This is a genomic window from Rhodobacteraceae bacterium D3-12 (assembly GCA_025916135.1).
Lineage (GTDB): Bacteria > Pseudomonadota > Alphaproteobacteria > Rhodobacterales > Rhodobacteraceae > JAKGBX01.
Window position 1 is genome coordinate 4,216,034 of record CP104793.1, and the last position, 16,190, is coordinate 4,232,223.

General features: G+C 57.0%; 10 protein-coding genes. 6 read left to right on the forward strand and 4 right to left on the reverse strand.

Features of this window, described 5'->3' with window-relative positions:
- Window positions 1-108: 108 nt before the first annotated feature.
- Window positions 109-1,542 carry an NAD(P)-dependent oxidoreductase gene (locus N4R57_20670; protein ID UYV37330.1) on the reverse strand — a complete coding sequence of 478 codons (1,434 nt, stop codon included), beginning with the start codon at window positions 1,540-1,542 and terminating at the stop codon, window positions 109-111.
- A 219-nt stretch (window positions 1,543-1,761) separates the two neighbouring features.
- On the opposite strand from N4R57_20670, the gene N4R57_20675 reads away from it, so the two are divergent.
- Window positions 1,762-2,580: an undecaprenyl-diphosphate phosphatase gene (locus N4R57_20675; GenBank protein ID UYV39635.1), complete on the forward strand. Its 819-nt coding sequence runs from the start codon at window positions 1,762-1,764 to the stop codon at window positions 2,578-2,580.
- On the opposite strand, the gene N4R57_20680 is transcribed toward N4R57_20675, so the two are convergent.
- Window positions 2,577-4,934: a caspase family protein gene (locus N4R57_20680; protein UYV37331.1), complete on the reverse strand. Its 2,358-nt coding sequence runs from the start codon at window positions 4,932-4,934 to the stop codon at window positions 2,577-2,579. The two genes, N4R57_20675 and N4R57_20680, sit on opposite strands and share 4 nt — an antisense overlap.
- A gap of 462 nt (window positions 4,935-5,396) precedes the next feature.
- A complete protein-coding gene (locus N4R57_20685; GenBank protein ID UYV37332.1) occupies window positions 5,397-6,890 on the reverse strand; it encodes a caspase family protein in 1,494 nt (497 codons plus the stop codon).
- Window positions 6,891-7,185: 295 nt separating this feature from the next.
- Here N4R57_20685 and N4R57_20690 point away from each other — a divergent pair, with 295 nt between their 5' ends.
- Complete coding sequence (locus tag N4R57_20690; protein ID UYV37333.1) at window positions 7,186-7,872, forward strand: hypothetical protein; 687 nt, start codon at window positions 7,186-7,188, stop codon at window positions 7,870-7,872.
- Here N4R57_20690 and N4R57_20695 read toward each other — a convergent pair.
- A complete protein-coding gene (locus tag N4R57_20695) occupies window positions 7,869-9,986 on the reverse strand; it encodes a serine/threonine-protein kinase (GenBank protein UYV37334.1) in 2,118 nt (705 codons plus the stop codon). The genes N4R57_20690 and N4R57_20695 overlap by 4 nt on opposite strands.
- 151 nt (window positions 9,987-10,137) lie before the next feature.
- Between N4R57_20695 and tssH the strand changes: the two genes are divergently transcribed.
- The 4 genes from tssH (at window position 10,138) to N4R57_20715 (ending at window position 16,176) form a co-directional block, all read left to right on the forward strand.
- Window positions 10,138-12,897, forward strand: a complete 2,760-nt coding sequence (tssH, locus tag N4R57_20700) for a type VI secretion system ATPase TssH (GenBank protein UYV37335.1) — start codon at window positions 10,138-10,140, stop codon at window positions 12,895-12,897.
- A 21-nt stretch (window positions 12,898-12,918) separates the two neighbouring features.
- A complete protein-coding gene (locus tag N4R57_20705; protein UYV37336.1) occupies window positions 12,919-14,019 on the forward strand; it encodes a DUF2169 domain-containing protein in 1,101 nt (366 codons plus the stop codon).
- Window positions 14,016-15,068, forward strand: a complete 1,053-nt coding sequence (locus N4R57_20710; protein ID UYV37337.1) for a 3-oxoacyl-ACP synthase — start codon at window positions 14,016-14,018, stop codon at window positions 15,066-15,068. The genes N4R57_20705 and N4R57_20710 overlap by 4 nt, the downstream gene beginning before the upstream one ends.
- Before the next feature lie 145 nt (window positions 15,069-15,213).
- Window positions 15,214-16,176, forward strand: coding sequence for a DUF4150 domain-containing protein (locus tag N4R57_20715; GenBank protein ID UYV37338.1), 963 nt, complete (start codon window positions 15,214-15,216; stop codon window positions 16,174-16,176).
- Window positions 16,177-16,190 lie beyond the last annotated feature (14 nt).

Sequence of the window (16,190 nt, forward strand, 5' to 3'; positions counted from 1 at the left end):
TTGTTCATTACATGGGTCAACAATCTTGACCCGTTAAGACTTAGGGGCGGAGTCTGACGGCAGCCGTGAGTCAGCCGGATGTCAGCCGAGAGTCACCCCCTCGTTTTTTCATTCAGCGGCGATTTCGTTAACACTGTTCAAACGCTGCAAAATCGCGTCGGCACAGTCGCGCCCGTCCTTGATCGCCCAAACAACAAGGCTGGCACCGCGCACGATGTCGCCCACTGCGTAAACACCATCCAACTCGGTCGCCCCGGTCAGATATTGCGCCTTTACCGTGCCCCAGCTGGTCACGGTCAATTCCGGCGCATCCCACAGCATCGGCAGGTCTTCGGCTTCAAACCCAAGCGCCTTGATAACAAGGTCCGCGCTCTCGGTGTAATCCGCGCCTTCGATCACTTCGGGGCTTTGCCGTCCGCTGACATCCGGTGGCCCAAGCCGCATTTTTTGGACCATGACACCGCTGACGGGATCGCCGACAAACCCTTTTGGTGCGGCCAGCCATTCAAAGATAACGCCTTCTTCCTCGGCGTTTTGCACTTCGCGCTGGCTGCCCGGCATGTTGGCCCGGTCACGACGATAAAGACATTTGACGCTCTCCGCGCCCTGACGGATCGCCGTGCGCACACAGTCCATCGCCGTGTCGCCACCACCGATCACAATCACCTTTTTGCCCTTGGCGTTCAGCGTGCCATCTTCGATTTCCGGCACCGTGTCGCCAAACGAAAGCCGGTTGCTTGCGGTCAGGTAATCAATCGCGCGCTCGATGCCCTTGGCACCGGACCCCGGACCCTGCAAATCCCGTGTTTTATAGACGCCGGTGGCAATAATCACCGCGTCATGTGCGGCCCGGATTTCGTCAAACGAGATGTCCTTGCCGACTTCGCAATTCAACTTGAACGTCACCCCGCCTTGCTCAAGCAAGTCGTTGCGCCGCATCACCACGTCTTTTTCCAGCTTGAAGCCCGGAATGCCATAGGTCAGCAACCCGCCCGCGCGGTCATAGCGGTCATAGATCGTGACCTGAATGCCCGCCCGTCTCAGCCGGTCCGCCGCTGCTAGCCCACCGGGGCCTGCGCCGATGATGCCAACGCTTTCCTTGCGCTCGGCGCTGGGATTGGCGGGTTTGACCCAGCCCTTTTCCCAGGCTGTGTCGGTGATGTATTTTTCGACCGACCCGATGGTCACGGTGCCGTGGCCGCTCTGTTCGATCACGCAATTGCCTTCGCACAGCCGGTCCTGCGGACAGATACGCCCACAGATTTCGGGGAATGTGTTGGTGCTCTGGCTCAGCTCATAAGCTTCTTCCAACCGGCCCGTCGCGGTCATGCGCAGCCAGTCGGGGATGTTATTGTGCAGCGGGCAATGGCTCTGACAATAGGGCACGCCACACTGGCTACACCGGCTGGCTTGCTCTTCGGCCTTGGCCTTGGCAAATTCCGCGTAAATCTCGTCGAAATCCTTATTGCGCACACTAGCGCCCCGTTTCTCGGGCATATCCCGCTCTACGGTCACGAATTTCAGCATCGGTTGCTTGGCCACAGCTTGCTTCCTCACATTCATCAAAGCGAACCGCCTAATACCCCACCGCCAGAACGATTAAAAGGCAGTAATATTGACCTATATTCCGATAGATCACCGAAAAACGAAATTTTTCAACTCAACCTCGTGAAAAAAGAAACCGAAGCGGACCCAACTGCTCACTTTCCCTTTTTGCCGCCCCGATTTATAGCTGTTTCTAACGATAAAAAGGCCGAGCATATGCCGCTGTTTCATCTGATTCTCGTGGCCCTGATACAGGGAATCACCGAATTTCTGCCGGTGTCCTCCTCCGGCCACCTGATCCTTCTGCCCCGCCTTACCGGCCTTGAGGATCAAGGACAGGCGATAGATGTCGCCGTCCATGTTGGTACACTGTTCGCCGTGGTCGCATATTTTTGGCCTGATGTTCGCCAAGGTCTCGCTGGTGTTCCGCGCATGCTCACCGGGAAAATCGACACCCCCGGATCGAGGCTCGCTTTCCTTCTGATGATTGCCACTGTCCCCGCGATCCTCGCCGGTCTTCTGCTCAAAATCACCGGCCTCAGCGATGACATGCGCACGCTCAAAGTCATTGGCTGGACCATGCTGCTTTTCGGTCTTCTGCTCTACTGGGCCGATCAGAAGGGGCCCAGCACCAAAACCCAAGGCGATTGGTCCATCAAAGACGCTGTGTTATTTGGCTTATGGCAAGCGGTCGCTCTTATCCCCGGTACCTCACGCTCCGGTATATGCATCACCGCGGGTCGCATGATGGGCTACGCTCGTCAGGACACAGCCAAAATTGCCATGCTCATGTCCATCCCGGTGATCTTCGCTTCCGGCGCTCTAACGTCGCTCGAAGTGATCTCAACTGCCGACATGCAAACCGCCAAAGATGGCGCAATCGCCGCCTTGTTCAGCTTTATTGCCGCCCTGGCCGCGCTCACTTTGATGATGCGGCTTCTTCGCACAACCAGTTTCACGCCCTATGTAATCTACCGGGTTGTGCTCGGCCTTGTTTTGTTGGGCTTGGCCTACTCCCAGTCACCTACCGCTTAATACAAGTCAGGCCGTGTCGGGCGCTCCGCCCAATACACTTTGGCAACGGTCAGCAATTGCGCTGTGGCATCGGTCCCAGAGTCGGGCAACCCATGTTCAGCGGCCCGTGCATTTAACACTTTTCGCGTTGCAGGGCCAATCGCCCCATCAACAGCAAGCGACGCGCCAAGCTCGTTCAACAACGCCTGAGTTGCCTTCGACAAATCTCGCTTCGTTGCCCCGTCCAGTATCTTTTGCGCCGCCGCCGCCGCGTCGTCGTCGGGCAAATGAACAGTCTTGGCCGCGCGGATCAACCCTTGGTAAATCTCTTCACCGCCGACTTCTCCATTGGTGATCAGAAAGGCGCCGTTCGCTCCGCCCCAACCATCACCGCGCTCTAACCCAAGGTCGTACCAGCGCAACGCTTCATCCTTGGTTTTGCCTGGAAGCTGCTCTTGAACTATCATCCGCCCGATTGCGGCCGGTGATTTCGGGTGCCCGCCATCAGCCCCCTTTTTGAACCATTTGAACGCTTCCTGAAAATCCTTGCTTCCGGTTTCAAGCCCGAACAACGCGACAAACCCCAAGTTATGATATCCGTAAATGTCATCACGCGCCGCCGAGGCCCTAAGATACTCCATCCCGCGCTCAGGAAGAAAATAGTTGCTGCTCTTAGAGAGGAAGAAAACACCCAGTTCATTCATCGAATACGTATGCCCAAGCTCAGCAGAGCGATCTAACAGTTCAAACCCGCGCTCCCGCTCCGCTTTCGTTTCGCCATTGCGCAAAAGCATCAAGCCCCGCGAGTGAATTGCAAAGGGATCCCCCGCCGCTATCCCCTCTTCAAACAGGGCATTCGCACGGACCAAGTCATACGGAACCTTCACAAAGTCCCGGTCAATTTGTTCGCTCGACAAAAGCCGCGCTATACCGTGCTTGGCACGCACATATCCGGCATCCGTTGCATCCTGAAAACTCGTCATCGCGGCTTCAAACCGCCCGGCGGCGAGCTCGGCGCGACCAAGTTGATAGCGATAGCGGGGAAGGTCCGGGTTCTGCGCTGCGGCCGTTCGACAGTATTCAAGCGCTGGCAGAACCTCAATTTCGTTAGGTAGCCGATAATACCCAACACTCCCGGAATCCAAGGCGTCACCAGCAGCAAGATCGCATTTGTTCACCGGCATCGTGAGCGAGACATCTACAGCAGAGCTAACGTCACCTACGCTTACATCCAGCACAAAACGGGCCTTATTGACCTGCTCATAACCAGCGGCTCGTTGCTCGGAAATCACCGGAACAAACGCCAAACCACCCTTGTCACTGCTTGAGACCGTGCCGTTCTTTGGCGCGGTCGCGAGGGTCACCTGAAACGCATCAGAAAGTTTTAGCGCCTGCGCCAACAGTGGACCCAGTTCGATCCGCCTGTTGAAATCTGCAGTGAGAGAAATCGCCTTGGGCAACACTACCGGTGTATCAACCGGCACAACCGGAACCACCGGGGCGACCGCTGGTTCACTCTGCCGTGGCTCGCCAGCGTTTGCCTTGGGCACCGTCGCCTGCGCTAACATCAAACCGCGCGGGCCTCCATTCGCATCGCCAAACTGAAACGGCTTTACAAGGGTCGAACTTTCCCAAGGTACCTGCTTGCCTTTGGTTGATTGATAAACCGCCTCGCGCACCTTTGAGAAAACGGATTGCGCCGGATCCGACGGGGCGCTGTTCAACACGTCCAGTATGGCAGTGGTATATGGGCTATTGTCGCCCTCGCCATCGAACGCCACCATGCCCGGTGACGTGCTGAAAGCTACCAAAGAGTTGAGCGGGGTGCGGAACACTTCAAACCCCGATTTGGCTTCAAACAAGCTTGCATCCAAATTCCCGGCTAGCTTCACATTGGGAAACGGGTTGTCGCGACAAGCGTCGATAATCGCGATATGCACTTCACCACGCGCCGACAGAAGTTCGATAACGCGATCCAACGTTACACTCTCAACCGGCAGATCGTAAATGCTGTCAAAGGAAACGTCGACCGGAAGCAGGTAATTCCGTCGCCCAATCTGCACCCCATGCCCGGCATAAAAGAAAACGATCTCGGCGCCGTCGCCGACGTTGAGAATGGATTGCCTGAGCAGTGTCTCAAACCCACGACGATCTACGTCATAGGCGTCGAACACCGTGAACCCAAGCTCTCTAAGCTTGGCTGCCATTTTAACCGCGTCGTTGCGTGCATTGTCGAGGTCAACAACCTCTTTGTAATCCTGATTGCCTATGACAACCGCCAGCCGTTCATGAGTTTGCGCTTGGGCTTGAGTTGCAAACAGTCCAAGCAGGACAGTGGCTCCGAACATCCGCAACAGACCCAATGCGCGTTCCATGAGATTAGCCCCAGCCGCCAGCACCGGACCCACCACCTGATCCACCAGTAGACGGCGCAGTGTTTGCGGGCGGCGCAGGTGGGGCTGGGCGTGTTGGTGGTGTCGGTGCGGGCGCACTAACCGGTGCAGGCCGTGGCGAAGCCTTCTTCTTTTTCTTTTTCGCGACCGCCGGTGCCGGAGCACGACCCCGCGCAGGCGCTTGGGACTTTGCTATTGATTTTGCCTTGGCCTTCTGACTGCCACCTTGCGGCGCAGGTGGTGTCACACATGCTGAAAGCGCAAAACAGCACACTAGGGCCGGAATCATCCTGAACATGGTCAAATCCTCTTCCAATCTATCGTCGTTCGAAACCGAACAAACGTGGCGCCGCAATTTAACGCGCCTGACTTAAAAACTTGCGAGGCAATCACCCCTCGCTCAACACTACTACAAATTTCGCTCTGCCGCTAAGCAGGATTTCCTTACCCTTCGATCTGACCATATGCGGCTCGCAGGCTTCGTTGGGTTCCGGGCCCGAAATCTCCGTCAATCGAGCCACGGTAAAATTTGTTCTGATACAACTTTTGTTGAAGCGCCCGACGAGTCGCAGGCAATAGCGTATCATGATGTAGCGTCAGCGCCTTTAGCACTTCGGGATTGCCGGCGCGCAGCGCTTGATAAAAATATGTTGCTGCATCCTCGGCGGTTTTGCCCTGAACAAATCCGTCGTCGATCATCGAGGCGTAATTGAACATCGCTGGCGCGTTGTTTCGCTCCGCTCCACGGCGGAAAAATTCAATTCCCTTGGTCGTATCCGGCACCAATCCCAACATGCCCTCGATTTGAAAAAACCCCATGTCACTCAATGCTGGGCCGTAATCCTGACGCGCTGCGGCTTGGTAATAAGTCAAAGCTTTGGCCGGGTCGGGTGCGGTGCCAATTCCGGTTTCGTACAACCGGCCCAACTCATACATGGCCTCTGGATCGCCCAGCTTTGCCGCCCGTTCAAGATAGCCGCGCGCCGCATCCGGATCATACCGTGGGCTTTCCGGGTGAAGCCGCATCATCCCAAGGATAATCATCGAGCGCACATCGTTTTGATCTTCGGCTAGGATCTCGTATTGCTGCTCAAGATTTGGGTTCACCTTTGACCACGCCTCGATCCGCCCCTTCATCCCCAACGCCAGCGTTTGATCCCTGTGACCTGATGAGGCGACGAAAACAGGGAGCCCGGTAAGCGAGCCATAGGTATGCGGCTCTTGCCGGTTGCCTGTGCGTTGCAAAACGTCATCGCGAATTGCCCGAAACATTAACGAAATCTCAAGCTCAGGCCGCGCTAGCTTGTCCATCAAAGCCAAAGCAAACGGGCTATTGTCCCCCTCGCCATCCAAGGCAACGTTGCCATCACGTGCCGCAAAGGCGACCATGGTGCCACGGTCCGGTGATGGCGGCGCCAACCCCCTTGCTCCACGTGTGGTTTGCGAACTGTCACCGGCATCAACCGTCTGCGTCAAATCAATGGCATCGCCGAATGGATTGTCGCGGCAGGAATCCAAAATCACGATCCGCATTTTGCGCGCGCGATCAACAGAGTGCAGCAACCCTTTGAGGGATACAGATTGTTGTTGAATGTCCTTATTGGACTTCACATCGGCATCAACCGGGATCAGAAAGTTCTCGCCCTGAACCTCGACCCCATGCCCCGCGAAGTAAATCAGCGCAAGATCCGCCTCCTCTGCCTTGAACGCAAACTCATCCAGCGCCGCACGAAGCTCGGCCCCGCTGACATTGATCAAGGTCGTAACCTCGAACCCGATACCCCGCAGCGTTTCTGATAGGTCGGTCGCATCGTTGACGGTGTTTTTGAGAGGCGGGATCGAACGATAGTCCGAAATCCCGATAACCAACCCGATTCGCTCCGCCGCATTAGCGGGGAGCGTCAAAGCAAACAGGAAGACCAGCAGAAGACTGCGCATGGTATACCTCGATATCTAAAGTGTGCGTAATATAAACAGCTTGCGTATGAAACGGCGTGAGCCGCCATCAAACTATAGCGATCTGTGAGGCGTGAACCAAGTCTGGGAAACCGTGCTTGACGAAACACCGAACAAAACAGTGTGATAAGCTAAGATTTATAGATCTGTATTATCCGGCGTAACAGCGGCCCCCATGGTCAAAACCCACCAAGGCGCGTGTTGACGTGATTGACCATTGGGGGCGATCGTTATGTCGTGATTTTCACTAACTTACTTTTCTCGAAGGCGTTTTATGATGACCCAACCTTTATCGCTCCTCGCTTCCGTTGCTGGCGCTATTCTTGCGGCCGGATTGACGACAGCGCCGTCTACCGTTTCAGCCAGCAGTCAATCACCGTTCTTTGACGCGCCGATCGTTGCGCCCGATAGGTATGTGCCTGACATTGTGGTGCGTGTTCAGTCCGAAGAAGGTAGCGGCGAATATGGCGGCGAAGGCCCCACCACCGGGACACCCTCGCCACCTACGGCGTCTTCGCCAATGAACTCTCCCATCGCGGTAACGCGCGCCCTTCGCTCGGCTACGCAGTTTTGTGGCAAACTCACAGGTGGTGCTTATGCGGTTGATTGCCTCGCCTATGAATATTGGGAAATCCAACGTCAGCTCCCTGATGTCGGCGAGATGGCAGAGGTCAAAAAGGTGCTGGCCGACACATCCAAAAAATTGCGTGCCCTTGCCAATGCAAACCAAAGCAAAACTGCCAAACCAATCCGGGTGAGCAAAAGCGGAAAGCGTTTCAATCGTGTGCTCGTTCCGGTTCAACGCCAAAAGCTGCCAAGGATTTCGCGTGACGCGGCACGGATTATCAACAACGGCGCCACGCTATTGATTCGCGCCAGTGGTGATTCCAACCGCAAACGCGCTCAGTATCAACAAATCGCCAAGTCCATGCAGACCGGCGCGATCCTTTTGCGCTCGCTCTAGGGGCGCGCGTCAAGAATACGGCTGGCCATGCCGATTATTTCGGTCTCACCCGATTTCACCGCCGCACCCAGTGCTTCGGCCACCGAACGCACGCTTTCGTCACGTGGACGGCGCATATCAAATAGCGGTTCACGGCTCAAAATCGCGATCACTTCGCTTTTGCCGTAATCGCTATCCGTCACCTGCATAGCCAGACGTTTCTGATCGGCAAGAAACTCGTCCAGCGACCACAAGACCCGCACCCGCCGGACCCCGTTTTCCAACACGCCCAACCCTTCAACGGCGTGTTGGGTGCGGTTGATGTTGGGCAGCACGTGGAACACTTTGCCGGTGTTATCCACCACCAATACCCAAAGCGACCCTTGGTTCAGATTGCCGGGCAGCAATATATCGACAACCGGATTTTCCCCTGTCCGAAACACCCCGGTCAGCGCGCTTTTCCCGGTCTTTCCATGGCTGAGAGAGATCGAAACACTTTGACTTGGCGCTTGCGGAAGAACCGCGCGAATTGCACAAAGATCTTCGTTCAATATCGTGGTTTCAAAGCGCAGTGTCCGATCCCCGATTTGTGGCTCTAACATCGCCTTTATGGCGTCTACGTCGCCTGCGGCGGCCAAATCACCGCTGATCGAAATCGCGTCATAAATCGCATAGCTTTGCGCCGGCGCGTTGCGTTGCTCAAGCCGTCCACAGGTCGACAGCCTGTCCAAAGCCTGCTGCACCTTGTCCACCCCAAGGCGCTCTGGTCCGGCAATAATATCCGGGGTCACGCTGATCCCCGCGGTTGTGCTCCAACTGCTCAGCTCCTGTATCAGCCGCTGTTTATCCGCCCGGCTCGTGGCAAGGCCCGAAACATCGGCCTTGGTATTATCAAGCTTTACGTCCCAGCGTTCCAAACCGGCGGCAATTGCAACCAATTCACCCGCCTTGGTTGGCCACGTCTCAAACGGCATCCCCTGTGCCAGCGTGATCGCCTCTTCTCTGGGCAATCGCCCCATGACCTCGGCCATAGCGGCACGTAAACCCGTTGCTTTTTCCTTGTCCGGCGCATGGGCGGAAAACGTGAAATCCCCGGTTTCGCTCTTCGCCGCACGCAGCTCATAAGGGTCTGCAATTGGCAAAGGCGGCTCAAACAGTTGATCCAGAGCCCCGGAAAGCCATGCCCCCAAACCACCAGCCAAAAGCAAACCGCCAAGCAAAAGCGGCACAACCGCAGACCGTCGTTTTTTGCGCTCACGCCGCGACCGACGTTTACCGCTCTTTCCATCCTTGCGGTCTTCAAGCGGCTTGAGCATCCCACCCAATCGTTCAAGCGCCTCTTCCGCACTTTGTGGGCGGCGGTTCGGATCCGGGTCGGTCAACCATTCGATCAATTCGCGCAGCGGACCCTGAAGCCCCGACAGGTCGAGCGGCTCGGCTTTACGCCGCACGATCTCGCCCGGTGTTGTCCCTAGAAACGGAATGTCCCGCCGATACGCCGCCAATAACGAAGCGCCAAGCGCATAGAGATCGGTGCGCCGGTCCGAATGCCCTTCAAGCTGTTCTGGCGCGGCGTATTCATACTTTCCGGCAAAGTCATTGCCGACAATCGTCATCGCTCCGGCGGTTGTGTCCTTTGCAATACCGAAGTCAATGATAGTTGCCCGCTCCGGATCGCCGCCGCGAAGGATGATATTGTCAGGTGACAGGTCGCGATGCACGATCCCGTTCGCATGGGTCGGCACCAACCCCTCCAAAACCCGGTGTGAAATCACCAAAAGCTCGCGATCATTCAGCTTGCGATCGCGCATCACGTCGTTCACCGACGGACCGTCGATAAAGTCCATCACAAGGAAGACATGCCCCTGATCGCTGCGCGAACATTCGATGTATCGCACCACCGCATCATGCAGAATCGCCCGCATCTGGTCTTCGCGCTTCATCAAAGAGACGTAATCGTCGTTCTGCGAAAACCGCGCGTTCAGAGCCTTGATAGCAATCTCGCGCTCGTTGATCTGGTTGCGCGCCAGATACACCTCACCCGTGCCGCCACGCCCTAGAATCCCTATGATTTCATAGGTGTTGTTCAGCACCTGACCAATCTTGAAAATGTCGGTCGGCATCGGGTCTTTCATCTAAGGCTCCCTCTTGCCAGCCCCGGCCCATTGCCCAAGCCACGCAGAAAAAATGTCGCCCGGTATGGAATTCCGGTCTATGCTTATCTCAATACAAATTCGATTATTTCACCGCATTTAGGTGACAACAACATTTTTTCGGAGATTTAACATGGCCGCCCGAGGCTCCCAGGAGACTGTTAAACGCAAGGAATTGGTCGGAAAGCTCAACCCTACCTGCCTAAAAGCCTTTTCCGCCGCCGCCCAAGCCGCCAAGGCGCGGGGCAACCCTTATGTCGAACTTGTTCACTTCATCACCGCACTGGCTGATTCCGAACGCTCCGATTTCGCTATTTTGCTGGAATCGGCAGGCATCGAACGCGCTCAGTTTGACGGCGAATTGGTGAAAGCCACCGATGCACTTCCCCACGGCGCCAGTTCGGTCGAGGAATTTTCCGACCATATTTTCCGCGCCATCCAAGAAGCATGGAACTTCGGATCGCTCGAATTTGGCGACGATCAGGTGCGCTCGGCTTATGTTCTTTTGGGCTGCCTTCAGGTTCCGGTGCTCGAAGGGTTGCTCTATAAAATGAGCCTTGAGTTCGACAAGATCGACCCGGCGTCGATGGCAGCGCAACTTGATGACCTGTTGCCTCAATCTCTGGAACGCACCTTTGACGAGGATGACAGCCCACAAGCCAAGCCGAAACCCGGCGGGCAATCGGCCTTGGCGCAATATGCCACAAACCTCACCCAGCGCGCCCGCGATGGCAAGATGGACCCGATTGTCGGCCGCGATGCCGAAATCCGCCAAATCGTCGACATCCTTCTGCGCCGCAAACAAAACAACCCGATCCTCACGGGCGAAGCCGGGGTTGGTAAAACCGCCGTGGTTGAGGGGTTCGCCCAACGCCTTGCCCGCGGTGATGTGCCGCCACAGCTCCGCAATGTCGATCTTCAGATGCTCGATATCGGCCTGATGCAGGCCGGCGCAAGCGTGAAAGGGGAGTTTGAAAAACGCCTCAAGGCCGTCATTGAAGAGGTGCAAAGCTCGGATACGCCGATCATCCTTTTCATCGACGAGGCGCATACCCTCATCGGGGCAGGCGGCGCCGCAGGTACCGGCGACGCAGCCAACCTGCTCAAACCGCCGCTCGCGCGTGGCGAATTGCGCACCATTGCCGCCACCACTTGGGCCGAGTTCAAGCAGCACATCGAACCCGACCCGGCGCTCACCCGGCGCTTTCAGGTGGTCAAGATCGACGAACCTTCCGAGGACAAGGCGATTCTTATGTGTCGCGGTATCGCCGGGGTGCTGGAAAAGCACCATAAGGTCGAAATCCTCGATGAATCCATCGAAGCCGCCGTCAAGCTTTCGCACCGCTATATCCCGTCGCGGCAACTTCCCGACAAGGCGATCGGCCTTCTGGACACCGCCTGTGCGCGCGTTGCCGTGTCTCAACACGCCACCCCGGCCGAGGTCGAAGACATCATGCGCCGCCTGTCGGCCCTTGAAATCGAACAAGGGATCATCGAACGCGAAGAGGCTATCGGCATCGACGTGACCGAACGCAAAAGCGAAGTGGAAGAGAACATCACCACCGCCCAAACCGCGCTTGAGGCCGCCAACCTGCGCTGGGAGGCCGAGAAAGAGCTGGTGGGCGAAATTCTCGACATTCGTGCCAAATTGCGCGGCACAGGTCACGCGATTGACGAAACCACTGATGTCGGCGACGCTCCGCTTGATGCTGTCGCTGAAGAAGAGACCAGCGAAGCCGAGATAGCGCCCGAAACGGCCAATTTAGAGACTGATTCACCCGCGGTCGAGGATGCGCCGTTCAACCGTGATGAGGCCCTCGGCACCCTGCGCGAACGCATGGCGCAGCTTCTTGAACATCAAGGCGAGACGCCTTTGATCTTACCCGCCGTCGACAAGCTCGCCGTTGGGTCGGTAGTTCAGGATTGGACAGGCATCCCCATGGGCCGCATGTTGGCCAGCCAGACCGAGCGCGCTTTGTCCCTTGCCGAGTCCCTCTCCGAACGGGTGGTCGGACAGGATCACGCGATGCAGCAAATCGCGAACCGAATCCAAACCTCGGCTGCCGGTCTCAAACCGCCTGAGAAACCCGTGGGCGTTTTCCTGCTTTGCGGTCCTTCCGGTGTCGGCAAAACTGAAACCGCTCTGGCTTTGGCAGAGCAGATGTTTGGCGGAGAAGACAACATCATCTCGATCAACATGAGCGAGTTCCAAGAGGCCCATACCGTCTCGACCCTCAAAGGCGCGCCTCCCGGTTATGTCGGCTATGGCAAGGGCGGCATTCTGACCGAAGCGGTTCGCCGGCGCCCCTATTCGGTCGTGCTTCTGGATGAGGTCGAAAAAGCCCACCCCGACGTGCACGAGATCTTCTTTCAGGTCTTTGACAAGGGCATGATGGACGACAGCGAAGGCCGCCGGATCGACTTCAAGAACACGCTGCTCCTGTTGACGTCGAACGTCGGTTCTGAAGAGATCATGGCAATGACCGAAGACGGCACCAAACATGCCGATGATGAAGAGCTGAACGCGGCTCTGCGAGCGCCACTGCTCAAGGTGTTCCCCGCTGCGCTTCTGGGTCGGGTTGTGACCATTCCCTACTATCCGCTCTCCGACACGATGATCGAAGTGATTGCAGGTCACAAACTCCGCTCTATCGCCAAGCGACTTGCCGATGGCTACGGCGCGGAACTCGATATCGGTGACGGTGCAATTGAGGTGATCAAAGCCCGCTGCACCGAAATCGAATCCGGTGGCCGCATGATCGACGCGATCCTCACCAATACGCTTTTGCCCGAACTCAGCCGCCGAATTCTGAATTATCAACTTGAAGGCGGCGAACTCACCAAGGTCCGGGTAACTGGTGGCGATCAGGGATTTGAGTACGAATTTTCGTAACCGCTACAAGGGCGCATCAAAATGCAGGTGTATAATCGCACCCCCTACCTGTGGTTCCCGACAATGGGAATGGACGTGGCTGGCCGCGAATACCTATCCTTTGTGATCAAGGGAAGCTTCGCCTTTCCAGACAACCCCAATGATCTGCCCGAACCCCTGAGCGAACAGGTGCCCCTAGTTACTGCAGATACGTTCAAGGGCGAACCTGGCTTTTCCGCTACGCTCTGGGAAACAGATTTCGCATTTCGCAAAGCCAATTGTGATGTCGTGGTTCAGGGCGCGGCCTATGCTCCCGGCGGCAAACCGGCAACAAAGGTGCAGGTTGGCTTGCGTGTCGGTCAATGGTCCAAAAGCTTTAATGTGATCGGTCCGCGCAATTGGGTTGTGGTGGGGCCGACGGTATCAACCACCCGTCCGCATCCCTTTACCCGACAAGAGTTCAGCTATGACACCGCTTTTGGCGGCGCGGACCTGTCTAACCCTGATGATGACAAGCCACCGGCCTATGTCGCAAACCCATCCGGATGCGGTTATGCCTCGCCTAAAAATCAATCGCGGCTCACCGGTCAACCGCTGCCCAATACCGAAGAACTGCATGAACCCGTCACCTCGCCTTACGAAAGCTACCGGCCCATGGCGCTGGGCCCGGTGACGCGGGGCGTGCCGCAACGGCTGCGCTATGGCGGCACCTATGACAAGAACTGGGAGGACAATATATTCCCCTTCCTGCCGCCCGATTTCGACGAGCGGTATTATCAGCAAGTCGGCGAGGATCAGCAAATCGCCCCGCCCGCCCCACATACCGAAGTGGTGCTGCTCAACCTCACGCCCCAAGGCCGCGAAGGGTTCCGCCTGCCCGACACCCGCCTGCCGCTGCGCTTGTTTCGCGGCAGCGCTACGGCGCTTGAACAGGTGCTATTACCCGACAGCCTGCTGATCGACCCGGAACAGAGACGCTTTTCGCTGACTTGGCGCGCCGAGGTTCCCATCAAGCGCCATTTGACCGAGTTTTCCCAAGCGTGGATCGGCGCACCAACGCGTGGATTGTTGCGCGCCCATGATGCCGGGAAGCGCTATGTCGGCAAGGTCAGCGAACGCGCCAATCTGGACCCGGTTACGTGAGCGGCGGTGTTAATATCCTCGCCTCGGGCATGGTCACGGCGGTCGGGCTTGATCGCGCCGCCTCCTGCGCGGCGATGCGTGGTAATATTGACGGATTTCAAGAGACCGAATTTCTGTCGGGCGCAGATGAATTTCTTATCGGCGCGCCTGTCCCTCTTCCCCGCCGCTGGATCGGCGAACGGCGGCTTGCTCATCTTGCCGCCGGAGCCATTGTCGATGCGCTCGACGGGCATTGGCATGAGTTGGGCCGCTTGCTTCTGGTGCTATGCCTCCCCGAACCGGAACGTCCGGGCCGTGTGGTGCAGGATAGCGAAGCTTTTGCTGCACAAGTGCGGGAATTTTCCGGCCTTGCTCCCAATACCAAAACCTATGTTGCCGAACATGGCCGCCCATCCGGTTTCGTCGCGCTTGATCGTGTTCGCGCCGCATTTGCCGAAGATACGTTCGATCATGCCCTTATCGTTGGCACCGACAGCCTTTTGACCAGTCAGGCAGTCACTCACTACAAGGCGCAAAAGCGGCTTCTCACGGCGGACAACCCCAATGGCTTCATGCCCGGCGAAGCCGCCGCTGCGGTGCTTTGCGCCTCTGGAGAGCCCACGCATTTTGCTCTCTCCGGCTTGGGTTTGAGCAGCGAGAAGGCGAAAATTTATAATGGTCTGGACAAGGACGGCGCAGATTTGCCCCTGCGCGGCGATGGTTTGACCGTGGCTTACAAGCGCGCGCTTGACGGGGCGCAAACCACGCTGGGTGAAGTGATTTACCGAATGTCCGACCTGATCGGCGAGGCGTATTTCTTCAAACAAACCGCGCTTGCCCGCCTGCGCCTCACCCGCGACAGCACCGGGTTTCAAGACCTGTGGAGCCCAACTGAAACGCTCGGCAATATCGGCGCGGCGGTGGTGCCGTTGATGATCGGCTGGGCTCTTGAAGCGTTTGAAAAGGGGTATGCAACGGGCAGCCCCGTGTTGATCGAAGCCTCGGGTGACAATGGCGCTTGCGGGGCGGCAGTCTTTCACAGCGCAGCGAAAGTCAGGAGGGCCGCGTAATGGGTGGTGTGTTTGCAAACGGCATGGAGATTTCGGGCAAATCAGTGCAGGCGCAAACAATTGCCGCGTTCCCGGATGTCTGCATGACCCCGCCCGAAAACCCCGCCACACCCCCGGCGTGCCCGTGCCCTACCCGAACTTCGCCATGGCCAGCGATACCGAAAAAGGCACTGGCAAGGTCAAGATTAAGGACAAGGAGGTCAACCTAAAGAACAAGTCCGACATGAAGCGCACCTCTGGTGACGAGGCGGGCTGTGCCGCTAAGAAGGGCGTTATCAGCTCCAAGAATATGGGCAAATCCTACTTCAACGCCTGGTCGTCGGACGTGAAATTCGAAAGCAAACCGGTGGTGCGCATGTCCGACATCACCACCAACAACCACAGCTCTCCGCCGGGGAACACACCTCCGTTTCCACATATCGCATCGCTCAACATGTCGATGGAGGATTGTGCCAAAATTCTGTCCGATTATAAGCTGCAGCCGGTCGCTTACGATAAGCTGGAATGTGAAGATGGCTACCAAAAAGAACACACGATCGAAAACCAGTTTTTTGCCTGCCGAGGCCTGCGAAGCGTGGGGGCCACTTGCAAGCACTGGCAAGGGTATTCCGATGAGGGCGGGCGCTGCATATGTATGCACACCACCTATCCCAACGGGCGCAAATCCCAATCGGACTCCACCACACGAAGCTGGATGCGCGGTGACACGCCGCGCTCCTGCAAAGGCTCCGACCACAAGATTAAAACGGCGATGTGCAAGGATGCGCTCACCCATGTTCCCTGCCTTTCGCTTGACCAGTTCATGGATGAATGCGTCGATGCCACATTGACCTGCCACGAAAAGACACAGGCCCTAGACAAGGATGATCCCGTTCGTGAACAGCTTGGCGCCTGCCTCAAGGCTGAGAACAAGAAAGACATCGAAGAGAAGCTCGACGACGAAAACAAGGAAGACTTCGAGAAGAAAAGCCAAGGCCAGTTGCAATGTCACCTAGGCGCTGGCGGAAAATGTCAGGAACGCACCAAGAATGGCAAGAAACCGGACAATTCCATATCAAACGCCGCCGCAGGTCGCTTCGACGATGCCGTCTCTGATGGTCGGTGCTAGGGGCAAGGGAACGC